Source organism: Chryseobacterium sp. CS3K3.1 (assembly GCF_059515165.1).
On record NZ_JCAKRV010000017.1, the window covers coordinates 25161 to 49361 of the forward strand.

A 24201-nucleotide genomic window follows, 5' to 3' on the forward strand; every position below is an offset into this window, starting at 1 on the left:
AATATTATTTTAATAAAATTTTATGCTTTTACGCTCTTGTACTTTTTTGTAAAGTAAACAATAAATCCAATTGCTACGATACCAAGTACATATACATACATGTCAATTGGTGAGGCAGGTGACCCGGTACCATTTCCTCCATTTCCTCCTCCTCCCGGGATTGCTGGTTGTGGTGGAGCGGCATTTGCTAAAGATACAGCAAACAGGAAAAACGCCAGAACTAGTTTATTAATAGTTTTCATGTGGTTTATTTTAAGATTTTAGTATTAACAGTTTCTCCCTTATCAGAAACGATTTTTACAACATATGAATTTTTAACTGAGCCATCAAGCTCGATTACAAAATCTCTGGATGTTTCAACCGCTTTTTTAGAGATTACCAGTTTACCGCTCATATCATAAACTTGAATGTCCGCTTTTTTCCATTTTGGATCAAATCTAACAATGTAATTTGTAACTGATGGATCGTAAACAACAAGTGTTCTGGAAACACTAGGAGCTGTTTTATCTACAGCCAAAGTAATATTACTTGGCTCACCATAATACAAGTTAGCTTCTTCATTTGTTACGGCTACAACATCTCCCTGTTTAGCCTGTACTAAATTTCCATTTTCTGCTTTATAGTAGAAACCAATTCCTGAAGATAACTGGTGTGTTCCAACAGGAATAAGTTCTGCATTTTCTCTGATCTCGAACTTATAAGATTTAACCTGATCAAGTTTATAGTTAACTAACTTAACATTTTTACCTTGGAAGTTACTCTCATTAGCTTCGTTAATATATAACCAATAATTAGTATAATTGTTATCATACCCACCATTCAATGCTTCTTCATAAGTACCAATGATTCTGGTACCCGCTGAAGCCTGAACTGTTGTTGATGTAGAAACCTGGTGTCCTGTTGTAAATGATGGAGAAACCACATAATATGTTCTGGAAATCTCTTTTCCATTAGCATCAAGACCAATTACCCCAAGCTGTTTCACTGTACTGTTTGTACCTTTACCAGCCATTCTGGCTGCATTTACACCATTAGGAGTACCTGCTGCTCTTGCTGTTGATTTGAATCTTCTCAGTGTATTAAAATCTAAAGTCTGAGCTGTATTATCTCTTAACTTTATTTTAAATGACTGCATAGGTTTCATTACTACATTATCAACATCTCCTACAGCTGGAGCAACACCATCACCTGTAGTAACAAAAGTAACCACCTGAGCACCTGTAGCATAAGTAGAACCACCAGGAAGTGTAACAACAGTACCCGGGTTATATTCAATACCCCAGATATTTTTTACAGCATTTCCGTCTGATCCGGTAACACTTTCAGTATATCCGATATTAGATAAATCTAAATTGGTAAGAAATGGATTACCAAACTGATACCAGTTTTGCCCAAATGTTCCAGCCCATGCGCTTGTAGTAAACTCAAAACTGTCATCTAAATAAGTGTTGTATTTTTCGTTGTAAGAATTCACAGCGTTACCACCAACTCCGAATACGACATTAGAAGGTCCCAAATTAGATTTTCCTCCATTCTGCAATGTTACAGTTCCAGCTAACGGAGCATATGGTTTCCCGTTAATATTGAATACTGTTCCGGTTGCAGGTGCGCTTGGGTTCCAATCATTATTGGTCACTTTCAGCATATAATATCCCGGACCATCAGTAGTTGTAGTTGCTAAATTTGTAAAATGTGCAGAAACTGCATTAGCGTTGTCCCACTTAAGAATCGGATTGCTGTATCTACCCGTATTGAAAGTCTTACCAACTTCAGTAGATAATGAGCTTAAAGCTTTACCATAGAAAGGCAAAGCAACTTGCTGGAAATAATTACCACTACCATTACTTGTAGTTCTGTACTCTTTGGTTACAATACCCGTAATGTTGGACTGGGATAGCCCATCGATGTACAGCTGGCCATACGTGGAAGTAGCAAAAGAAGCAGGGGTATTCAGTCTTAAGATGATATTTCCGCCATCAGTCTTATCAGCACCGCTGGCATCAATTGTTTTTAAGAGATCCGTACCAGATCCTACAACCATGATATTTCCATGCACGTCCAAAAGGCCATTACCCTTTGTTTGTACACCTCCACCGCTATAAACTAGGGTGCCTTCGCTCACATACATATTAGCATTAGTGTCAACATGACATAGTATCTGCGCCTGAACAGAATAACTAATTGCTAAAAGACCTATAGCAAATAAACTTTTTCTCATTGTATAAATTATTTGTGTGTTAATACAATCTTCACCCGCAAAGGTATTATTATTTTTCTTAAAAAAAAAATTTTTTATCTATTAATCAAAACATTATCTTCATTTAAGATGATATCTTTCTCCTCTCCTATTGAAAACATGTAGTCTTCTAGAACTTTTTCGGTGGTCCCTCTAAGGCCTCTTGCACCTAGCCCTTTTTCAATAGTTTCTTCCACTATTTTTTCAATGGCTCCGTCTGTAATAACCAAATTTGTGCCATCCATTTTAAAAAGTTCCACAAATTGATTCACGATAGAGTTTTTAGGTTCCTTCATGATTCTTACCAGAGTCTCTTTGGTGAGTTTATCGAGGTAAGTGATGATTGGAAATCTTCCTAAAAGTTCGGGAATTAATCCGAAAGTACGAAGATCAATTGCATTAATATTTGTTAATATATATTCGTCTTCGTCAGTTTTATTGATTTTTTCAGAGCTGAACCCGATGGCCTGCTTGTTCATTCTCCTTTCGATGATTTCTTTAATTCCGTCAAAAGCTCCTCCTGCAATAAATAAGATGTTCTGGGTATTTACCTGAATATATTTCTGATCCGGGTGCTTTCTTCCTCCCTGCGGCGGAACATTCACAATACTTCCTTCCAGCAGTTTCAGCAATCCCTGCTGTACTCCTTCTCCGGAAACGTCTCTTGTAATACTTGGGTTGTCTGATTTTCTGGCAATTTTATCAATCTCATCAATGAAAACGATTCCTTTTTCAGCCTTTTCCACATCATAATCTGCCACCATAAGAAGTCTTGAAAGGATACTTTCAACATCTTCTCCTACATATCCGGCTTCTGTTAAAATGGTAGCATCTACGATACAGAAAGGGACATTAAGTTCTCTGGCAATCGTTTTTGCCAGAAGGGTTTTACCTGTTCCGGTTTCCCCTATCATGATAATGTTTGATTTTTCAAGCTCCACCTCCCTGTTTTCGTCCTGAGCGTGAAGCAACCTTTTATAATGATTATATACAGCAATTGAAAGCTGCTTTTTTGCCTGATCCTGTCCAATTACATACTGATCAAGGAATTCTTTGATCTCTTTTGGTTTTTTAAGCTCATCCATGCTGTCTGCAGGTGAATATCCTGTTTTGGATGCACCATCTTTTACAATTGCATGTGCCTGCTCTATACAATTTTCACAAATAAAACCATTCTGCCCGGAAATCAGCATCTGTACTTCATTTCTTTTTCTGCCGCAGAAAGAACATTGGTTTGAGTTCATATGATATAATATATATGTATATGTTAAAGAAAATCGTAAAAAATTACTTTTTTACGATTTTCTGGTTGTTAAGAATTAATAATTGAGTGTTGAATCTCTGTATATTCTTCGTTCGTTAATTTTAATCTTTCATTTCTGAAATTCATGTCTTCCATCTTATTTAAAGGAATCAGATGGATGTGTGCATGAGGAACTTCAAGTCCCACCACTGCTACTCCTACTCTCACACATGGAACTGCAGTTTTGATCTTCTTGGCTACCTCTTGGGCAAATCCCCAAAGGTTTTTGTATTCTTCACTTTCAAGATCAAAAATCAGATCCACTTCTTTTTTAGGAACAACTAAAGTATGTCCCTTCACCAAAGGCATTGCGTCTAAGAATGCAATAAAGTTTTCATTTTCTGCAATCTTATAAGAGGGAATTTCGCCATTAATGATTTTCGTGAATATAGTGCTCATTTTATCAGAAGTTTGGGTTAGATAATTAGAAGTTTAGAAATAGAAAGGGATATCAGACTATAAAGAAATGTCTAATACTTCGAAAGACAGTTTGTTTCCGTTAGGTAAAGTAATTTCAGCAGTTTCACCAATAGCTTTTCCCAACAGACCTTTTGCGATAGGGGTGTTCACAGAAATCTTCCCTGTCTTCAGGTCGCTTTCATTATCTGGTACCAATGTAAATACCTGCTCCTGCTTGGTAGCATTATTTTTAAGTTTCACTGTTGTTAAGATTGAAACTTTTGAAGTATCTAATTGGCTTTCGTCTATAATTTTAGAAGTAGAAATAACATCTTTCAGCTTGGAAATTCTCATTTCAAGCATCCCCTGAGCCTCTTTAGCCGCATCATATTCTGCATTTTCCGATAAATCTCCTTTATCTCTTGCTTCTGCGATCTGCTGAGTAATTTTTGGTCTCTCTACAGTTTCCAACTGTTCCAGCTCAGCTTTCATTTTCTCTAGGCCCTCCTTAGTTACATAGCTTGCCATAATTTTCAAAATTTAGTTTTAGTATAAAAAAATAATCCGACATTTGCCGGACAATGTTTTCGTGTTGTAATCGTTTAATTTTTACAAATATATAAAAATTTAAATTGAAATGAAAAAAACTTTTTCAATCTTATCTATTTTCAGTTTGTTGATTTTCAGTAATTTAACCATAAACTCATGTGGAAGCAGAGAAGATACCGTAACCTGCTTTCCCAATGTTCCTATCAATGTATCGCTTAATTTAAACCTGCCTGCTTACTACGTTTTGAACAATATCAACGGCTGGATTTATGTGAACGAACAGCAATCAGGAACCAGAGGATTGATTATTGTCCGGACAGCCAACGGATTTAAAGTGTATGACAGAAATGCTCCGCATATATGTCCTGGTAACAATACAACTCTTGAGGTAAAGGATAATATTGCCATTATATGTCCTGAGGATAATACAAGATGGATTTTAAGTACCGGGCAGCCGGAATCAGGCGCAAAAACATCTCTGCCGCCTAAAACTTATCCTTACAGTTACGATGCAGCAAGCAAAACCTTAAATGTTTATTATTAAAATTATAAGATGAAGATCGTTATACAAAGAGTCTCCGAAGCCAGCGTACAAGTAGACGGAAAAATTGTGGGTGAAATCGGGAAAGGACTGATGCTGCTGACAGGTATCGATGAAAATGATGAAAAAGCTGATGCAGACTGGCTTGTACAGAAGGTTTTAAACCTTAGAATCTTTGGTGATGAAGATGACAAGCTTAATCTGTCTGTGAAGGATATTTCAGGAGAAATTCTTTGCATCAGCCAGTTTACATTAATTGCAGATTATAAAAAAGGCAACAGACCTTCTTTCATAAAGGCTGCAAAACCGGATAAAGCTGTACCTCTTTTTGATTATTTTAAGGAAGAAATAGCTAAATCGGGATTAAAAACCGAAAGCGGAATCTTTGGGGCCGATATGAAAGTGTCCCTGATCAATGACGGGCCGGTAACCATTGTAATGGATTCTATTACTAAAAGTTAAACAGAAAAAGACAAAGTTCTATATAACGCAATCCGTTTCAATACATTGAGACGGATTTTTTTTTTGATACACGGGTACTCAATAGTCCTTTTTAAACATGGCAGGTTTATTTTTTGTAAGCAAAGAAATCCTTTATACAAAAGGCAAGGCTCAAAATGCAAAAAATAAATTCACAAAAACGTGATTTGTTTTCATTTTATTATTATTTTTGGTATAAATCAAAACTGATTTACAACCATTTAACAAAATTATATGAAAACAAAAATCAACCTTTTCACATTGTTTGCGTTCTGTTCTACTCTGTCATTCGGGCAGGACAGCCAGCCCAAAATGGCTACTGAACAAAGTTCAATTATTTATGTTTGCTTTTCAAAAGGCATCAATTCAGAAAAAACAGCCTTCAGCAGAAACGCTGATCTGGAAAGATTTTCAAGAGAAAATCACATCGCATTCAAGTATGATCTGGACTTCACGGACAGCAAACTTGATGAAATGGCCAGGAACAGCAGGGCCATCGGAAATTCCACAGAATCTGTGGAAAAACTGAAAAGAATTTATAAGGCTGATATTCCTCTGCAAAATAAAGAAGCCTCAGAAAAAATCATCCATACCCTGGAGAGATTTCCTGAAATAGAATATGTTTCCGTAATGAGTGCCGAACCTATCGAACCACCTTTGGTAAATGCTTTTGTGGCAACCCCTGATCTGGAAAGCCTGCAGACCTACCTGAATGACAATCCGGGAATCAACGCCAAATATGCATGGTCCCGAGGAATCACAGGACAGAATATCCGTGTGCGGGATGTAGAATATGGTTTCTATAAAACTCACGAGATGCTGTCTAATCAAAACTCCATACAACTGGAACCGGGATATTCTCCGAATGCCGGGCTGGCCAATAATAATTACCGTGATCACGGAACGGCAGTAGTAAGTATTTTAGGTTCTGTAAAAGATAATATTGGTCTTACGGGAGCAGCCTACAATGCTTCTGAAATAAAAGGATATATGGAATGGACAACAGTAGGTTATAACAGAGCTTCTGCCGTCAGCAGATCCATCAATGCTTCTCAGGCGGGCGATATTATTTTATATGAAATGCAGACTGGCGGAAAAGACGGGCAATATTGTCCTGCAGAATATGATAAAGTAATCTGGGATCTTACCAAAGCTGCTACTGATTCAGGAATCATTATTATCGCAGCGGCAGGTAACGGGAATCAGAACCTGGATGACCCTTTTTATGCTACCTATCTTGCAAGAGGAAACAGCGGAGCTATCATTGTAGGAGCAGGATCTCCCAATACAACCCATTCAAAATTAAGTTTCAGTACTTATGGAAACAGAGTGGATGTACAGGGCTGGGGAAGCAGTGTGATGGCAGCAGGTTATGGATCTTATGCGAAATATGACAATGATAATAACAGAACCTATAATTATTTCAGCGGTACCAGTTCTGCTACGCCGGTGGTATCTTCTGCGGCAATTTTGATCCAGTCTTACTATCGTCAGACTACAGGTCAGTACTTAACCCCTTCAGCGATGAAAAACCTTTTAATTTCAACGGGGATTCCTCAGGGAGGAACTGTGACCGGCCAAAAGATCGGGCCTCTTCCCAATGTGAAGAATGCGATTCTTCAGCTGGAAAGTAAATTGGCAACCCCTGTTACAGCTTTACCGGCATTGGAAGTTAAAATCTACCCTAACCCGTCCAGCAGCTCTATCGCTATTCAAAGCAAGGAAAATAAAAAACTGGATGTAGAGATTATTAATCTTCAGGGTCGTACGGTTATCAAAAATTCAGTTTTACCAAATGAAAAAATTGATATTTCACAATTGCCTACAGGTCAGTACATTATTAATATTAATGAAGGACAGAGAAGGGTTGTTGAGAAATTAACAAAACTCTAAAATAAGATTTTATATACATTTTACTTCACATTAAACCCTCTTACAGAATACTGCAAGAGGGTTTTTAGATAGTATTTTTTATGCACTTATTGGGCAGGAACACTGCTGAAATTCAGCGCTACTTTGATGTTCATATCTGAAGAGGTCTGATTTTTCAGCTCGTACACTGTTCTTACTGTTAAACCAGAACTTTTTACAATTTCATCCAGAAATCCGGTATCATTAAGATCAAGATTTAAGCTGGAAGAATTGGTGGAAATATTGGAGCGCGAAGCGATGAGTCTTTCTCCTGTTCCGTTGGATGAAACGTATATTTTCACAGTTTTGAAAGCACTCAGATTTCCTCCTGAAGGAGAAGCTACAGAGATTTTCGCATCAGAAATTCTTACGTCTTTAATCTTTGCATTGTTATTTCCTCCGAACCAGGTCTGTACATTGGTAGCTGTTGCAGTGGAAGAAACTTCTTTATCTGCAGGAACTCCCGTAGACACCAAAACATTCGTTGTGTATGGAAATGTATTCTGAACCAGCGACTGTACGGTTCCGCAACTTACGAGTACAGCTGAAGCGGCCATTGCTGTTAGAACTATATTTTTCATAATTTTTAAATTTTAAACTTAAAGGTTAGTTTGCAGAAATTGTACCAAATTGATTGAATTTTATTCCACCGCTACCGTAAAACTTCCTTTTGTATTTCCGGAAGCCATGTTACTTTTCCCGATAATCAGCCATACTTCACCTTTTCCGGGAGTATCATAGGTGATTTCTCTTCCGAAAGGCCCGTCATAATTTCCGTTTGGAAGTCTGATCTGATTGAACCGGATATTGAAGTCCTTTTCTTTGGTAGAAATTTTTGCTTTGATGGTCGGGCGGTCGTAGTGGGTCAGTTTTAAAATAAAATCCTGATCATCTTTTGTAAATTCTTCTCCAATGGTAAAAGGTAGCTGATTAGCGTCCGCCGTTCTTATGATCTGTCCGTCTTTTTCATTTCTCATTACCCCTTTTCGCAGAACTTCCTTAGTGGCCGGAGCATTGTTAATAATGGAGTCTTTCTTTCTTAATGCTGCAGAATCTGTTTTTACCACAGAATCCGACATTTCTGTTACCACTGCAGAATCTTTCTCCGGAACGTTTGTCACAGCAGGTTCTTTTTTACAGGCAACAATAATCAAAGGAATTAACAATAAGCTTTTTTTCATAATATTTATTTTAAGAATGGATCAACATTATTATGCTGAGCTCATTTAAATGCTAAAACTGTTCCAATCCGGTTAATGATTTGCTTCCCAGCTGCAATTCTTTTTCTTCACTGATGCCCGACCATTTAAATGTAAAGTACATCAAGTTGAGCATAATTCCCATCAAAAGAGTAACACCCCATGTTTTGGTATATTCCATCGGATAAATAAATCTCACTACAATATCAGAGAACAGGCCGAAAGGATCATGAAGTACATCCCAGCTGTTCCATCTCAGAAAACGGCCAAGATAAACTCCAAAGCTGCTCATGAAAAGAAAAAATACAATAATTCCATTGATACTATTTTTTTTCCCGTAATCAGAAAGTCGTTTTTCAATATCATTAAGGCTAATAAATCCGCAGATCAGTCCGGTCCATGCATAAGAAAGAATCACAATGAGATCATACCAGATCGGAATTGAATTTCTTGCTCTGAGATGAAAAAGATCTGTCAGAATGTAGGGAGAATTGGGAAAGAACAAAATCCAGATTATAATAATAAAGACCAGCGAGATTTTACTTCTGATATTAAAAGCAAGAACAAGAGAACTTAATAATAATGGAATCCACGCCAAAAAGAGGTTCCAGTTGAGAAACAAAAACACTTTTGTATCACTGATATAGTATCTGAAAGCAGAAAGACTGAAACAGAACAGAGTCATTAGTATCAACAATACAGTAATTGTAAGTCTTGAGGATTCAAAAAAATTTTTCATACCTTTTATTTTAGGGTCTGATAATACAAAATCTTTGAAAGGAAAGTTTTAGAAGTTTCGTTTTTCACCTTATCCTGTACGGTCTTTTTAAGTTTCTGATCATTTTTTTCATCCGCATATTTCAAAAGTGCTTTTTCACTGAAATTGATGGAAGTTACATGATAGTTGACCGCAAAATCCTTTCGTTTCATGTTCTGGGAAGTAATAAAACCACCCCAGTTGAAGTAACTGCACACAAGGACAGTTCCATAAAAATACCAGATCATAGTGTTAACAAGGAAAATATTTCTTTTCTGCTTTTGAATTTTAATATAAGTCAGAACAAGACCGATCAGTGATAAAAGCAGGAAAGCAAATACACCTAGTCTTTTATAAGTAAATGCATAATAAACAATATACTCATAGTTTTTAAGGGCTGCGGAAATAACAAGAACAGCATTAAGGAAAATCCATATTTTGGCTAATAGTTTCAGTGAACCTGCTTTTGGATCAAAATTAAATCCTGATTTAAAATAAAACATAATCACAAGAATTGCCATGACAATAGACATAATAACGGCGTTTACTCTCTCATGGGTTTCTTCTGAAAGCTGAACAGGTGTTTTTACAGCTTCATAAAACTGTTCATAATTATAGGTAATAATAAAGAATACCAGTAAAACATTTAGCAAGGCAAAAGAAATGATTCCGCTTATTCTCTCTGCATCAAGATCAAGAAAAGAATAAGTAGCCTTGGGAATTCTGGAATCTTTACCAAACTCATTATCCAGGACATGATTGTTTTTGTAGATGAGCTTTTCCACCGCATAGTTCCAGTAATTAAAAGCGATAAAAACCCCTAAAACCGAGAGACAGAATACCTGCCAGATATTAAGATCCAGCTCATAATCTGTAAAAAGAGCAGCAAAATGATCACTTCCTGCAGAGTAAATTCCAAAGAAAACGGAAACCAGCACTAGTGGAATCAAAAAGAAAGCCAATGTATTTTGCCATAATCCTGGAATATTCTTCTTAGGCAGCCATTCATCAAAGCTGAAAAAACGGCAGAATGAAGTACAGCAGTTTACGATAAAAACCGGAATTAAAAAGAGAATCTTCAACCTCTTGTTCTTCGATTTATATCCCAGCAAAAGCAGTGAGCTTACCACCGCAATAAAGGATGGAAAATCTCCGAACCAGGCAAATGCAATACTGGACAGGATACTTGTTCCAAAAAGTGCATGCAATGTTCTTGTTTTATTCTTTTCCGGTGTTTTAAAAAGTGTTAATACGGCATAGACAATTCCAAGAATTCCAAGATTCAGCCCAACATCCTGATCATAAAAGACGATGACAAAGAGAAGGGCTGTAAGAAATATATAATGATGTGTTTTCATGAGGTTAATGATTTAAAGATTGAAAATTTAAAGAATTGAAAGATTTAATGTGGCCAGGTATTGAGATTATCAAAAATTAAGAATAGAGTGAGATAGAGAAAAGTAATAGGAATATTAAGCAGCAATAGAAGAACAGAATTTCCATTTCTTTTCGGAAACATCACTCAGGTATTCCATCAACTCATATAAAGTGATTAACAGATTCACTACAGCCGCAATCACCACATAGTAAAATCCGAGTATCACGAGAAATTCAGCTTTTGTAATCCAAAATAAAAGCAGCAAAGAGGTACCCAGCAAAAAGGAGATTAAAAATGTTTTTTTTCCCAACGGACTGAATTTTATTTTTCCCATCATCTTTAGTTTTTAGTGAAGAACTACCGTTTCTTTCTGTTGAATAAAATCTTTCAAATGTTCATAATTCTGCCATAGCAATTCTTCAAAATCCCAGTGATGAAAGGTTCTCATATTTTGTCCCTTTTTATACGCTTTGATATAAATTTTTACATACTCCGGCAGGATAATTGTTCCTAATACGATTGCAGCCAGTAGATGTGCATTGAGTTTACCGTTACCAAGGAGCAGATACTGCATGGCAATTTCATCTTCAAAGTTGGTTCCACAACCTGTAATCAGGTGGTGAACATCATGATTTTCCATTTTAGGGATCATCGAAAAACCGTGTTTTCTATAAAATTCTCCCAGTTTTCGGCCTAAAGAATCTTCCCGAAATTCCAACAGTTGTTTTTCATTGAACTGCCACTGCCTTTTTTTCTTTTTGAAATATTTTCTGTATAGCTTTTGAGTTTTATCGTACACAAAAAGCAGAAACTGAACACGTATTTTTTTCATAGTGAATTAATTAAAAATAACAAGATTGCATCCTATTATGGTATAAAGTATAGCTATGGGTATATTGATCAGAATTAACCCCGCCGACTGTAAACAGGCTTTACTTGCAGACCGGTCTGCAGCAGCATATATCAACAAAATTGATAGGACAATAATATTGAATACAGTTCCATAGGTAATCAGTAGAAATCCTGAGTCTGCAAACCAATATTCTTTTGTTAGAATGTACCCGAAAAGACAGGTATTTCCGGCTAAAAAGAATAATCCGAATATGAATCTTCCGAAGTATATAATTTTTTGATCTTTCATTATTTCAAGGTTTAATAAATAAAAAAGGTTGATCAGCTTCCAGCAAACGGACTTCCGAAGATTCCTACGGCTAATTCGACCCAAATAAGTACCAGAGCCAGTAATATGAGAATGCAGACTATCATTCTCTGGCTTTGCTTTTTGATTTTATTTCTAACCAGATTGATGAGAAAAGCGGCTGTAAAAAGCAAAGCTCCTGCAATCAGAAAATCGGATCCTGACCAGTTTACTTCTTTAGACACTAGATTTCCAACCAATGGAATACTGAGTACAACCAATGGAAGGGCATAAATTGCGACTGTTTTTTGTTTTTGTGTTATCATTTTATTTAATTTTGTAAAGTACTTTGTAATTCAAAGTTAATTTTCAAAAAAATATAGGACTATCGTCCCAATAATTTTTCAAGTGCATCTAAATGCTCATTAAACGCCTGCCTTCCGCTCTGTGTAACACGATAAGACGTTTTAGGTTTCTTCCCGACAAATTCCTTCTTTACTTCGATATAGCCTGCTTTTTCCAGTGCATTGCTGTGGCTTGCCAAATTTCCATCGGTTATTTCGAGCAGGTTTTTCATTTCGGAAAAATCAACCCAGTCGTTAACCATAAGAACGGACATTATCCCCAGTCTTACACGGCTTTCGAATTCTTTATTGAGCTGATTTATTTTGATCATTTTACTTTATCTTATTTATTCTGAAATAGCCAAAATCTGACTATCTTTCATTTTCTTTACTTCTCTATTAATACAGCCTGAAGCAACTTTACAATTAAAAAATTAATATTAACTTCCATATGTACACCGCTCCAATACTGATAATAAGAGATAACAACATTATCAACAAAGGCCAATAGCCCATAATAGCATTTTTCTTTTCTGAATAAAACTCAGTTGCGTCTACCAGATTGAGTTTTTTATTTACATGTAAGACACTCAATTCTTTCTCTGTTTGAAAAGTTTTTACTTCATTTGTTTGTAAATCAATGACAAAATACTGATTGTCAAATGTTTTTCCAAAAACCTGATTACCCAATTCTTCCATTTTGGCCACTTGTGAAACCAATGTCAGCCCATTTTCGGTATTAATGCTCGCTTGTTCAGGCAAATCAATAAATAACAGCTGATGAGCATTTTTCAAAGGAACATACCAGGCATCACCTATTCCAACATCCACTTTCTTATTTTCTGACACAATGGATAAGCTGATAATTCCTACAATATAGAATGCATAAAATACCACAAAAGGTCCTATAAATGCTAATATCATTTTATTCCTTCTTCTTTCTTTTCCGCTTATAAAATAAGTAAATAAACAACCTACAAAAGCACAGATAAAACCGAAAACTGAGATAGCAAAAAGGTGTATTAATATGACAAAACCAATTCCCATTATTTATACTTCTTATGCATGATCAATCCATACACAATATGCAGAACACCGAAACCAATGGCCCAAAACAGTAATCCCCATCCTAAAAAGAACAAAGAAACAAGTCCTAAAATAATCTCAAGATATCCTAAATACTTTACATCCGTTAATGTATATCGTTCTGCGGCTACCAGAGCCAATCCATAAAAAATAAGCGTTGCCGGAGCAATGAAAACAAAAAGATGATGATAAAGAAGCGCGAGACAAAAGATTCCTCCTGCTGCCAAAGGCACTGCAAAGGTAACCAAAAGTCGCTTTGTTGTAGCATCCCAGATCTTCAAACCTTTCTTTTTGCTTTTATGGGCGGTAAAAATATAACCACTAAGGACAGCTACAACCAAAATTGCAATCCCAATCATCACAAGTTCTTTCACCATGGCAGGCCCAAGAATGTTTCTGTCTCCATCAAAATAACTGATTCCTTCCCTCTGAAAAACGCAGTACACATATACAGCACCGATAATAGCCGTTAAGCCCGCAACAACTCCGGATAAACCACTTAAAGAAATAAATCTGGAGGACCGCTCCATCATAGAACGGATATGGGATAAGTCTTCGTGATAGTTTTTTGAATCCATAAAAAGAACTTTGAATTACAAAGTTATAATTTATTTTCAATCTTCCAAGTTTTTATTTAAAATTCTGGAAATATTTTTTCTGGACACCTCATCGTTTTTGCCAACACGTAGAAATAAAAAAAAGAGAACCCAGCCAAAGCCAGGTTCTCCATAATATATTAAAATTTGTACGTGTTATAATGGATTCTGAACAATTAATGGATTAGCATTGATCTCAGCTCTTGGTATCAGGAATTCCCAACGTAAGTCTGTATTAGCTACTGTCATTAAATTATTGGTCACTACAGAAGAATGATTAGCTCCTGTTCTATCTAAACCTTGGTTTAATCTTTTCAGATCCAAGAATCTGAAGCCTTCACCCCAAAATTCAAGCCTTCTGCTGTTAAGAATTTCAGTGATATAAGCTGCTCCTGTTGTTGTAGCACCACTATAAGAAGGATTTCTGTTTTTTGCAAATACATCAAAAACAGCTTTAGAACCAGCTTCGTTTCCAGATCTAGCCAAAGCTTCTGCTTCAATAAGGTACATTTCTGCAGACCGCATATAAGGAACATCTACTCTACTGTCTGCCTGACTTGCTGCAAGGAATTTCTGACCTGTATAAGGGAATTTAGAATATGTTGAAGGTAAAGCCAGAGCTGTATGCGCTCCTGTTGGATCAAAATTCTTAGTTCTTACATCTGTAGATGGGAATGAAAGGAATAATTTACTGTTAATCGCTTTTGGAGCCTGACGAATATTCGTAGAATTAAAGTTTCTTGACATATACGCTCCAAAGTTTGAAAACGTATCCCCCTGATCTGCTATGATTGTAGCTCCCCACATCCATTCACCATTGCCTGCCAAATTATTAAAGCCTGCAGTGTAAGTCGCATTATCCATCAATGGAAATCCTGTACGAGCGGATTGAGCCGCTGTTATAGCTACAGCATAATTCCCTTGCGTTAATGCTATTCTGGCTCTGAGTCCCAAAATCACTTTATCGTTAAAATGAGATTTCGTAGCTCTTGTACTTCCAAGTCTGGCTGCAGCCTCGTCAAGGTCTTTATTTATCTGAGTATATACTTCTTCTACCGTATTTCTTGCCAGAGGCACTTCACTAGCTACCAATCTGATAGGAACGCCAAGCTGAGTATTGTTCGTACCCGGAACATATCTTTTTCCATAAATCTGAACCAGCATATAATAACAGAGCGCTCTGAATGCATATGCTTCACCAATGGCTGTTTTAATGGTAGATGCATCAGCTGCAGTAGGGGCAGGAACTGAAGGACCATTAGCAATAACCATATTTGCGTTTCTGATCAATGCATAATAAAACTGGTAAGGATAAAGATCATTGGAAGCATTATCATTTACCTGATCCTGCCATCTTACAGCTGAGACATACCAGCCATTTCCTGTAGATGGAAAAACAAGGTCATCTGCTAAAGCATCCATTATAATCATGATTCCGCCCTGGCCATTCTGCCCTTGATCACTTTGTCTGTAGTACATATCTCTATGCATACCATTTACAATAGCCATAAGATTGGCTGCACTTGAATAAGCCGCTTCTTCTGAAGCTGCAGTGGTAGGATCTGTCTCAAGATAATCACTCTGGCATGAAGCCATTCCCGTAAGGACTGAAAGCACAACAGCCCATTTTATATATTGTTTTACGATATTTTTCATTATTAAATTTTTTAAAAAGATACATTAAATCCAATAGTCACTACTCTCGCCGGAGTATATCTATTGGTGGTTGTTCCATTAAAAGCCTGAGCAGGTTCTAATCCTTTTCTTGCCGTTTTACTCCATAAGTTTTCGCCGGAAATAAGGATTCTTAATCCTGAAACCCCAAGCTGAGATAAAGTTTCAGGAGTAAAGCTATAACTTAAAGTAGCTTGTCTGAATGTAAGAAAATCTGAACTTATCAACCACCTTGATGAACCAGCATTCGAACTCGTATACGTTGAAGAGTTCAATGCAGGAATATCTGTGATTTGTCCCGGAGTTGTCCATCTATCCAGAATATCGGTACTTAAAGCTCCTCCCTGTGAGTAACTAGACATCAAAGCAGCATAGTTGGAATCGTACGTTTTTCCACCTAACTGATAGGTAAACATTGCAGATAATGACCATTGTTTATAGGTAATTGTAGTTCCAAAACTTCCGAACAAGTCAGGAATCGCTGTGCCAGAATAGTCATATTTTGCTTTATTGAAATTAGTGGTGACTTTTTGGCCATTCACTGTTCTTATATCAGCAGCTGTTGTATTTACATACGCGTCAGCAACAAGGAATAAAGGAGAACCATCTGCAGGATCCACACCATACCACTGTCTTAGCCAATAATCGTACACTGAATGTCCTACAGAAATCTTTTTAGTTCCGTTAATAATTTCCGTTATTCCATTGGAAAGTTCTGTAATCTGGTTTTTTAGTGTTGATGCATTCGCATTAATATTCCACGTAAAATTTTGGTTTTTAATAATATCAGCATTAACAGTGAATTCAAATCCACGGTTGTACATTGTCCCAACATTTCGGCTAATCGTATTATCAGGAACACCTGCAGAAACAGGAAGAGGGACAGGGAAGATCAGATCTTCAGTTACTCTGTTATAATATTCTACCGACCCTGTAATTCTGTTGTTTAAGAATCCGAAATCAATCCCGACATCGGTTTGTTTGTTAGTCTCCCAGGTAATTGATGGATCTGCTAAAAAACCGAATAAAATCCCAGGTTCCTGAGCATTATTGTACCCTAAAGTATAAGTACTTTTATACATATAATAACTATCTGTTCTATCATTTCCTACTTCACCATATGATCCTCTTAATTTCAATTCACTGATAAGATTAGAATTACTTAAGAACTCTTCTCCTTTCAGTCTCCATCCTGCACCAAGAGACCAGAATGAATCCCACCTTACATCTTTGGCGAATCTGGACGAACCATCCCAGCGGATAGATCCTGAAAGTAAATATTTTGATTTATAATCATAATTCAATCTAGAAAAGACCCCTTCCTTTCTGTAATTGTCTGTACGTGAGGTAAGCGTTGATGGAGTAACAAAGTTAACCAGTTCGTCATTATCATCTACGATCTGACCTTTTTTATATCCATAAAGGTATTCATACATGAATTTGTAGTTTTCATGCCCTAAAAGAAATTCAAAATTATGGTCTCCAAATTTTCTTTTATAATTCAGGAGCTGATTCCAGGTAAAGGTTTGTTCGGTAAAACTAAATTTTTCTGCTGAACCTCCGGGAGCCGCATCACCAATAATCTTATTTCCATAGGTACTTCTTCTGTTATTTCTGATATCATACCCTGCGTTGGTAGACAAAGTAAGATATGGATCTACTTTGATCTCAGCATATGCTCTGGAAATAATATAGTAGTTTTTAGATAGATCTTTATTCAAAAGCGTTTCCTGAATTACATTTCTTCCCGCCGCTGCATCAGCACCTCTGGCACTTCCGGCATCATACACAATATTCCCTGCAGCATCATACAGTGTAGCAAATGTATTTGGATCATGAGCATAAGGGCTGTAGATTGGCCCCATCGTTCTTGTCCATCTGTATGGGTTGATATAAGCAGAATTATTATCCACACCTTCAACAGAATTGTTTCCGTTGGAAGATACCCCACTGATGCTTGTTCCTAGTTTTAACCAGCTTTTTACTTGAGAATCTACTTTTAATCTTGCTGTAAATCTTTCAAAATCTGACTTGATAAGATATCCTGTTTCATTGGTATATCCTACTGAAGAAAAATATGTCGTAGTATTACTTCCACCACTGTAATTCAATTCATAATTCTGTCTGAAACCTGTATTCATCAAAGGTTTCTGCCAGTCTAAATCTGTATATTTAAGTTTAGCATCTGGATTCAAAATACCATTGACAACTAACTGATTATCGGGAACATTAAAAACATTGGTTTTTAAAACTCCGGAAATCAACTGTGCTGTAGCATAAGCATTGGCATCAGCTAAAGTTGTACCGGGTATTGAGGTCATTCTACCATTTCTTATTGACTCCCAGATGAGAGGATAATACTGATGAACGTTCACTCTGTCATATTCCGGGATTGATCTTCCTACCGCTCCGGTACTCATACTAAAGTTGAATGCATCTTTTCCTTTTCTTCCTGACTTTGTGGTAATCAAAACAACACCATTAGCAGCTGCGGAACCATACAAAGAAGTAGAAGCAGCATCTTTCAGAATATTGTAAGATGCAATATCATTGGGATTGATAGCAGCAAGAGAACCGGTATATATAGTCCCGTCTACTACGTATAAAGGATTTGTTGTAATTCCGTAAGAACCTATTCCACGGATCTGAATACTTGGCGAGCTTCCCGGCTGCCCTGTACCCGTACTTACCTTAACACCGGCACTGGCACCGTCCAGCGCCTGCCCGATACTTGTTATCGGACGGTCTGCAAATTGTTTTGCTTTAACTTCTGTATTGGAGCCAACCATTGTTTCTCTTTTCTGGCTTCCATAGGCAACCACCACAATTTCATCAATCTTAGTATCCTGAGGTATGGTGTCACGCTTAGCCTTTTGGGCTTCTACCATGTGGCCTCCTACGAAGAACAGCACAGCAGCACTCAATATTAACTTAATTTTCATATTTAACATATTTTAACAGTATGAATGCAAATATATGTAACAAAAATTAATAAAAAGGCAACAAAAAAGATATTTAAATAAATTAACCACAAATGACTTATACTTTTAATCAATTAATCAATATTAATTAAAAATATAAGTTAAAATTGAGTTAATTTAGTTTTAAAAATATTAAACAGTTATTTAAAATTAGTTAAAACAATAAAAATATTATACTAAAATTATCATTTTATTAGCACAGAAAAACAATTAGATAAAATAATATATGAATAATATAAAAAACACAAAGAAAAATGCTAGATTTCTATTAAAAACATTAGAATCTAAGATTAAGATAGAACACAAAAAATCCGTAAAAACAATGTTTCCCGGATCATATTTAGATAAAATACTTTTTTTTAAAACAATTAAAAAATTACTTCACTCTTAACCTTTCTTTAATAGACTCAATATTTTTCTTTGCAGAATCTTCAAGAATAAGACTGGCGCTCATGTGAATTCTTGCCGGCATCAATTCATTGAAATGATCTGTTCCTTCCCATGAAACTTTTTTAATTAATGCCAATGCATCACTGCTTCTGGATGCTAAAGTCTGTAAAAATTTTTCCAGCTTTTCATCCATTTCTTCAATAGTATCTGAAACAGAATGGTAAATATTATGTTGCTCAGCCCATTCAGCAGATCTGAAATCTGCATCAATGGCCATTGCGGAGAATTGTGACTTACCTATTTTTCTTTCAACATAAGGGCCGATTACAAAAGGTCCGATTCCAAGATTGATTTCTGTAAGTGCCAGAGCCGAGTCTTTAGTAGCAAAACAATAATCTGCCCCGCAGGCAATTCCTACTCCTCCGCCGGTAGTTTTTCCCTGTACTCTTACCACAACAATTTTCCCACAGTTTCTCATTGCATTTAAAACTTTGGCAAAACCTCCGAAAAATTGTGTTGAAGCTTCAAGTTCCTCAATGGCTAAGAGCTCGTCAAAGCTTGCTCCTGCACAGAAAGCCTTCTCACCTGCACTTTTCACTAAAATAGCTTTCACTTCTTCTTTTGCCCCCTCTTCAAGGATAGTTTCTGCCAGTTTTTCCAAAATTGCTCCTGGAAGAGAATTACTTTTAGGTGTTCCGAAACTGATTTCGGCAATATTATTTTTAATTTCTGATGCTACAAATTCGCTCATTTTTATTTTTATTGGATTCTTACAAAAATACGAAATACAGCTCGTTCAGAGAAACTTAAAGGATAAATTTTCTTTTCCGAATCCGCAAAATTCAAGACATTATTACGTAGAAATACGGAGTTTTTAATTTGGTATTTTCTACTCTAGTACCTGCCTTTTATTAATTGTTCCTTTGAACTAAGAAATAATAACCAAAAGGCGGAATCTGAAAAGCCTGTAAAAAGAGTAAGAAATCTAAAAACTAAAAACATATTATCATGGACGAGTACATTGGAATCGTAAAATTATTTGCAGGAAATTTCGCACCTAGAGGCTGGATGTTTTGTGATGGAAGTTTAATAAGCATCTCAAGAAATTCTGCTTTATTTTCTATTTTAGGAACAACTTACGGTGGAGACGGCATCACTACTTTTGCCCTGCCTAACTTAAAAGGACGTATGGCTTTGGGAGCAGGGAATGTAAACTCCGGCGAAAGTTACCCTTTGGGAATCGTATCCGGTACAACACAAAATACTCTTTTATCATCGAACCTCCCAAGCATAGGGGCCGGATTCCAGCTTAAAGTAGCGAATAAAAATGCCAATTCATCTACTCCTACAGCTACCTCAACAATTGCCATTTCAGGAACGCAAGTGGGAAGAGATTTCAATGCAGTACCGAGTTTTGTGAATGATGCCAACCCTGATACAACTATTAATCCGTTAAGTATTTCTTATACAGGGCAAGGCTTACCGTTGAATAATATGCCTCCTTACCTAGGCTTAAATTATATCATTTGTGTTGAAGGTATTTATCCGCCAAGGGATTAATATCCACACCATAACCTAACATTTAAAACCAAATATCATGAAAAGCACTACTTTTTTAGCAATCTGTAGTCTGCTCATTTCAGTTTTTTCATTCGGGCAGACCAGTACAGAACAATTTGAAACGGAATCGCACGGAAGTACCAGCTTCACCGATAATGGAGTCATCTTTAATATCATTTCACATGTAAGTGTTTTTGATATTCAGGGGAATTTCCCGGGAACCGGCTGGAGTGGAACAGCTAATGATAACAGATACATTGATAATTCTAACAATACTCAATCTCCGCCATCATTCAGTATAAAAACCACTTCCAATCTGTTTAAAGTAAACAGATTCTGGATGTATCTTTCTGCATTGAACCTGGATCTTAATGTTGCAGGAACACTTACTGTAACCGGAAAACTAAGTGGCGTAACAAAATTTACCCAAACAAAAACAACCGGATTTGCAACAAGCTTAGGCAGCACGAATGGATATACTTTGATTGATCTTACCAACTTAAATGGTCAGAATTACTCAAATATTGTGATTGACGAGTTACAAATCACAGCAAACGGAGCCTTCCGATATGTAGGCTTCGATGCTTTTACCTCGGTAAAAGACAGCAATCTGGTACTGGGGACTTCGGAAGCTAAAAGCACCAAAAAAGACCTGACTGTTTATCCTAATCCAACCAACGGACCTCTTTCTATTACAACTGAAAAAGCAAGTGAAGCTAAAATCTACAACCTGGATGGTAAAATGCTGAAAACTATTCAAACTCAAAAAGGAAATAATGAGGTTAATATTTCAGAGCTTCCAAAAGGGGTTTATATTATTAAAACAGCAACAGAATCTACCAAAGTTATTAAAAACTAATATCAGGAAATTTTATAAGTTCCATATCTCACAAAGATTCTAATTCATGAATGACAAATCCCTTTTAACGAAGGGATTTTGTCATTTTTTCAGAGCTAAAATATATTTGTCTATATAAAGCTGTTTTTCTTTTGATTTGTACTGCTGGATATATCTTGGATGCTCCAGAACGGTCATCGTCTCAAAGAGTTGGGTTTCTTTGTTTAATTTTGAAATGAATTCGGCATTCTTTTTACCCAGAACAAAAACTTCTGAGGTATCCAGATTAAGGCTGATATGCTTCTTCAAAGATTCGATCATAAAATCTTTGACTGAATTGAAGAGTTCTTTATCATCATAATAGTTGGCATTGAGCCAGCCGTTTTTTGTTTTTCTTACAATAGCCAGCGGAAATGGAGAATTGATATAAATATCTTTATAGAAAAGATCAGCTCCGCCATAGTCATCAATCATGTCATACATAAATACAGAAGAAACTTCATGAGTATGGGCAGATCCCATTTTGATTCCGCAGACACTTTCCAATCTTTTGGTATCGGTAAACGGGACTCCTGTTACTCCAGCTCCATGACGGCTTGGATTGATTCCAATGATAAATTTTCTCCGAGATGAATCATTATAATATTTATGATAAAACTTCTGCATTACCACCAATGTTTCAGGATTTTCCAGATACGGATTCAGAACATCAAAACCTTCAGGTAGATACCCTGTATAGTTCAGGTTTTCATTGAACGTAATAACATGCTCTGCAAAAGTTGTATTCATATTTAGTTTTTAGAAAAAATAAAATTTTCAGGCTCATCATCATCAATATCCTCATCTTCATCTTCTTCACTTAAAGCCAATTCAATATCAATAAATTGAATGTATAAACCACAAACTTCCTCGTTAGTATCATAAGCAAAGTACACAGGATAAGTACCATCGCCAAAACCACTTGCAAACATCGGAATCTGATAGTCGGTACCTGGAACCGTCCAGTTGATCCAGTCTCCTGCTTCTCTCTGATTGTTGGGATAATCTTTATAGCTTTGTGAGAAAAGCTCAGCGAAATAATCATCATAAACATTATTGACATCTATTTTATCTACAAATTGGTCTACAAAAGGAAGCACCTCTTTATCTGTAATACAACCCAAACCTGCATCAACCCCGAAACCAAAAAAATCGTCTGCAGTCACTCCCTCTAACTCTTCAATTCCAACTAAGGCCTCTCTATAAACAACAGGCTTTTCTTTGGTAAATTCAACTTTTACTACAGCATATCTATTACCCCAGTCTTCAGATTTCACTACGGCAATAGTTACAGGAAAATTTCCTTTCGGAGCCTGAATAAAATAAGGCGATTGATTGGCATTCAGAGACACCAGCGGATCTCTTACCACCACTTTTCCGGAAGGAAGAGAAACATTTCCAATTTTCATGGTCTCCATTTCCAGCCCCATAATTTCATCAGAAATAAAATATGTTTCCAGATCTGTAGGACAAACCAGAATATTTTTTACTTCTTCCCATTTTTGCATCCAGCTTTCGTTCATTGCTCTCGATTTTATGATTGAATTTTAAAATTAGTACTTTTTTACAAGAGAAAGAAGAAGCTGAAACTAAGAATATGTTAAAACTTAATCATTCACTTAAATAAATTATCGATCAAAAAGAAACTGAATTATCATATTTCATGATCCCCTTCCTAAGTTTTAATTCATATTATTTTTTTTATTAAATTCGTTTTCAATGAAATAGCAGCTTCACCCAACAAAAACTTTTAACCTATGATCGGAATTATCATTGAGCTTATCATTTCATGGCTTCTCCTTAATTTTATAGCAAAAAAGGATCTTTCTGTTTTAGGATTTAAGCCTACCCCAACAAGGCTGGTTCATTGGAGCATTGGTCTTCTTTTGGCCGCTGCCATTTGCAGCCTTTATCACATCATGACAACTGCATTCATCAATAATGGCTGGATTCTGAATAAGCAACTTACATTATCCGTTTTATTGATGGGTATATGGTGGGTTCTGAAGTCTGTATTGTTTGAAGAATTACTTTTCAGAGGGGCTTTGCTATATCTTGCTATTGAAAAATGGGGAACAACAAAAGCCTGCATTTTATCTGCCGTCTGCTTTGGAGTTTACCACTGGTTTTCCTATAGTGCATTCGGAAATCCTTTTCAAATGGTAATTATTTTTGTAATGACCTCTATTTTTGGGTGGATGCTCGCAGTGTCCTTTGCTAAGACAAAATCTTTGTACCTTCCTATAGGTCTTCACCTGGGCTGGAATTTGTTTAATATTCTGATATTCTCGAACGGACCGCTTGGCAAACAGCTCCTTATAAAAGTTAATGCAAATCATCTGGAAGGAATTCCCTCACTGCTTGTTTTTTTGTTTCAGATATTCGCGTTACCCATTTTAATGTACGGATATTTTAAGCTTAAGAAAAAAATATAAAAAGCTGCCAATTCACGAGGAGTAGCAGCTTTGTGTATTGTTTTAAGTTAAAAAAGTCTAAGAGTCCGCACATATATAACATGCTCTAGCAATATCAGGCCATCTTCCAGGAAGACAACAGCTTCCGGGAGGACAAGGATTAAGGACACAAGACCAGTTTGGTCCGGAACCTTTAAGAGATCTCAACTCATGTCTTGAAAGTTTTTTTAAGTTTTTCATAGTGATTTGTTTTGATGTTCTCTCCTACTCTGTATGCTTTTCGGATTTCGCCTATTAAAATTAGTAATTTTTCAAACAAAAACAAAATAACCAACTGAAATAAAATACATTACAGCCAACCAACATCCTTATCAAGGTTTTAAACGTT

The 24201-nt window shown here is 36.3% G+C and carries 28 protein-coding genes; 6 read left to right on the forward strand and 22 right to left on the reverse strand.

Annotated features, from left to right (window positions below; genetic code table 11):
* Nucleotides 1-20 precede the first annotated feature (20 nt).
* The 5 genes from AC5YGI_RS15775 to greA all read right to left on the reverse strand — a co-directional run bounded on the left by AC5YGI_RS15775 (nt 21) and on the right by greA (nt 4466).
* On the reverse strand, nt 21-242 hold the full coding sequence (locus AC5YGI_RS15775) for a signal peptidase (protein WP_110010702.1): 222 nt from the start codon (nt 240-242) through the stop codon (nt 21-23).
* A 5-nt stretch (nt 243-247) separates the two neighbouring features.
* On the reverse strand, nt 248-2218 hold the full coding sequence (locus tag AC5YGI_RS15780; protein WP_330745222.1) for a T9SS type A sorting domain-containing protein: 1971 nt from the start codon (nt 2216-2218) through the stop codon (nt 248-250).
* Nucleotides 2219-2292: 74 nt separating this feature from the next.
* Nucleotides 2293-3480, reverse strand: coding sequence for an ATP-dependent Clp protease ATP-binding subunit ClpX (gene clpX / locus AC5YGI_RS15785; RefSeq protein ID WP_110010700.1), 1188 nt, complete (start codon nt 3478-3480; stop codon nt 2293-2295).
* Between the two features lie 68 nt (nt 3481-3548).
* A complete protein-coding gene (locus AC5YGI_RS15790; RefSeq protein ID WP_047429226.1) occupies nt 3549-3938 on the reverse strand; it encodes an HIT family protein in 390 nt (129 codons plus the stop codon).
* A gap of 57 nt (nt 3939-3995) precedes the next feature.
* The gene (gene greA / locus AC5YGI_RS15795; RefSeq protein ID WP_002981731.1) at nt 3996-4466 is read right to left on the reverse strand and encodes a transcription elongation factor GreA; all 471 of its coding nucleotides are present in this window, start codon (nt 4464-4466) and stop codon (nt 3996-3998) included.
* A gap of 109 nt (nt 4467-4575) precedes the next feature.
* On the opposite strand from greA, the gene AC5YGI_RS15800 reads away from it, so the two are divergent.
* The 3 genes from AC5YGI_RS15800 (at nt 4576) to AC5YGI_RS15810 (ending at nt 7401) form a co-directional block, all read left to right on the forward strand.
* A complete protein-coding gene (locus AC5YGI_RS15800) occupies nt 4576-5031 on the forward strand; it encodes a hypothetical protein (protein WP_330745221.1) in 456 nt (151 codons plus the stop codon).
* Nucleotides 5032-5040: 9 nt separating this feature from the next.
* Complete coding sequence (dtd, locus tag AC5YGI_RS15805) at nt 5041-5490, forward strand: D-aminoacyl-tRNA deacylase (protein ID WP_202840527.1); 450 nt, start codon at nt 5041-5043, stop codon at nt 5488-5490.
* Between the two features lie 252 nt (nt 5491-5742).
* A complete protein-coding gene (locus AC5YGI_RS15810) occupies nt 5743-7401 on the forward strand; it encodes a S8/S53 family peptidase (protein ID WP_330745220.1) in 1659 nt (552 codons plus the stop codon).
* Nucleotides 7402-7487: 86 nt separating this feature from the next.
* Here the strand turns inward: AC5YGI_RS15810 and AC5YGI_RS15815 are convergent, their stop codons facing one another.
* The 14 genes from AC5YGI_RS15815 to AC5YGI_RS15880 form a co-directional block, all read right to left on the reverse strand.
* Nucleotides 7488-8000 carry a hypothetical protein gene (locus AC5YGI_RS15815; RefSeq protein ID WP_137905297.1) on the reverse strand — a complete coding sequence of 171 codons (513 nt, stop codon included), beginning with the start codon at nt 7998-8000 and terminating at the stop codon, nt 7488-7490.
* Nucleotides 8001-8060: 60 nt separating this feature from the next.
* Nucleotides 8061-8600, reverse strand: a complete 540-nt coding sequence (locus tag AC5YGI_RS15820) for a hypothetical protein (protein ID WP_330745219.1) — start codon at nt 8598-8600, stop codon at nt 8061-8063.
* Between the two features lie 52 nt (nt 8601-8652).
* Nucleotides 8653-9357, reverse strand: a complete 705-nt coding sequence (locus AC5YGI_RS15825; RefSeq protein WP_330745218.1) for a DUF1361 domain-containing protein — start codon at nt 9355-9357, stop codon at nt 8653-8655.
* Nucleotides 9358-9362: 5 nt separating this feature from the next.
* A complete protein-coding gene (locus AC5YGI_RS15830; RefSeq protein WP_330745217.1) occupies nt 9363-10733 on the reverse strand; it encodes a DUF4153 domain-containing protein in 1371 nt (456 codons plus the stop codon).
* Nucleotides 10734-10847: 114 nt separating this feature from the next.
* Nucleotides 10848-11090: a hypothetical protein gene (locus tag AC5YGI_RS15835; RefSeq protein WP_330745216.1), complete on the reverse strand. Its 243-nt coding sequence runs from the start codon at nt 11088-11090 to the stop codon at nt 10848-10850.
* A gap of 9 nt (nt 11091-11099) precedes the next feature.
* Nucleotides 11100-11585, reverse strand: a complete 486-nt coding sequence (locus AC5YGI_RS15840; protein ID WP_330745215.1) for a Coq4 family protein — start codon at nt 11583-11585, stop codon at nt 11100-11102.
* A gap of 6 nt (nt 11586-11591) precedes the next feature.
* Complete coding sequence (locus AC5YGI_RS15845) at nt 11592-11894, reverse strand: hypothetical protein (RefSeq protein WP_330745214.1); 303 nt, start codon at nt 11892-11894, stop codon at nt 11592-11594.
* Between the two features lie 32 nt (nt 11895-11926).
* A complete protein-coding gene (locus AC5YGI_RS15850) occupies nt 11927-12217 on the reverse strand; it encodes a hypothetical protein (RefSeq protein ID WP_446106805.1) in 291 nt (96 codons plus the stop codon).
* 59 nt (nt 12218-12276) lie between these two features.
* Nucleotides 12277-12567: a winged helix-turn-helix domain-containing protein gene (locus AC5YGI_RS15855; RefSeq protein WP_496168967.1), complete on the reverse strand. Its 291-nt coding sequence runs from the start codon at nt 12565-12567 to the stop codon at nt 12277-12279.
* A gap of 94 nt (nt 12568-12661) precedes the next feature.
* A complete protein-coding gene (locus tag AC5YGI_RS15860) occupies nt 12662-13282 on the reverse strand; it encodes a hypothetical protein (RefSeq protein WP_496168968.1) in 621 nt (206 codons plus the stop codon).
* Entirely contained in the window at nt 13282-13899 is a 618-nt protein-coding gene (locus AC5YGI_RS15865) for a hypothetical protein (RefSeq protein ID WP_330745210.1), read from the reverse strand. Before AC5YGI_RS15865 ends, AC5YGI_RS15860 begins: the two co-directional genes overlap by 1 nt.
* Before the next feature lie 174 nt (nt 13900-14073).
* Nucleotides 14074-15573, reverse strand: coding sequence for a RagB/SusD family nutrient uptake outer membrane protein (locus AC5YGI_RS15870; protein WP_496168970.1), 1500 nt, complete (start codon nt 15571-15573; stop codon nt 14074-14076).
* A gap of 11 nt (nt 15574-15584) precedes the next feature.
* On the reverse strand, nt 15585-18533 hold the full coding sequence (locus AC5YGI_RS15875; protein ID WP_330745208.1) for a SusC/RagA family TonB-linked outer membrane protein: 2949 nt from the start codon (nt 18531-18533) through the stop codon (nt 15585-15587).
* A gap of 415 nt (nt 18534-18948) precedes the next feature.
* Entirely contained in the window at nt 18949-19713 is a 765-nt protein-coding gene (locus AC5YGI_RS15880; protein WP_330745207.1) for an enoyl-CoA hydratase/isomerase family protein, read from the reverse strand.
* A gap of 257 nt (nt 19714-19970) precedes the next feature.
* Here AC5YGI_RS15880 and AC5YGI_RS15885 point away from each other — a divergent pair, with 257 nt between their 5' ends.
* Entirely contained in the window at nt 19971-20522 is a 552-nt protein-coding gene (locus AC5YGI_RS15885) for a phage tail protein (RefSeq protein ID WP_110010685.1), read from the forward strand.
* A gap of 37 nt (nt 20523-20559) precedes the next feature.
* On the forward strand, nt 20560-21381 hold the full coding sequence (locus AC5YGI_RS15890; protein ID WP_496168971.1) for a T9SS type A sorting domain-containing protein: 822 nt from the start codon (nt 20560-20562) through the stop codon (nt 21379-21381).
* A gap of 81 nt (nt 21382-21462) precedes the next feature.
* Here the strand turns inward: AC5YGI_RS15890 and AC5YGI_RS15895 are convergent, their stop codons facing one another.
* Nucleotides 21463-22149, reverse strand: coding sequence for an SMUG2 DNA glycosylase family protein (locus AC5YGI_RS15895; RefSeq protein ID WP_496168972.1), 687 nt, complete (start codon nt 22147-22149; stop codon nt 21463-21465).
* Nucleotides 22150-22151: 2 nt separating this feature from the next.
* Nucleotides 22152-22922: a DUF4241 domain-containing protein gene (locus tag AC5YGI_RS15900; RefSeq protein WP_496168973.1), complete on the reverse strand. Its 771-nt coding sequence runs from the start codon at nt 22920-22922 to the stop codon at nt 22152-22154.
* Nucleotides 22923-23156: 234 nt separating this feature from the next.
* Here AC5YGI_RS15900 and AC5YGI_RS15905 point away from each other — a divergent pair, with 234 nt between their 5' ends.
* Nucleotides 23157-23834: a CPBP family intramembrane glutamic endopeptidase gene (locus tag AC5YGI_RS15905; protein ID WP_496168974.1), complete on the forward strand. Its 678-nt coding sequence runs from the start codon at nt 23157-23159 to the stop codon at nt 23832-23834.
* A 57-nt stretch (nt 23835-23891) separates the two neighbouring features.
* Here the strand turns inward: AC5YGI_RS15905 and AC5YGI_RS15910 are convergent, their stop codons facing one another.
* On the reverse strand, nt 23892-24053 hold the full coding sequence (locus AC5YGI_RS15910) for a bacteriocin-like protein (RefSeq protein ID WP_156118866.1): 162 nt from the start codon (nt 24051-24053) through the stop codon (nt 23892-23894).
* Nucleotides 24054-24201 lie beyond the last annotated feature (148 nt).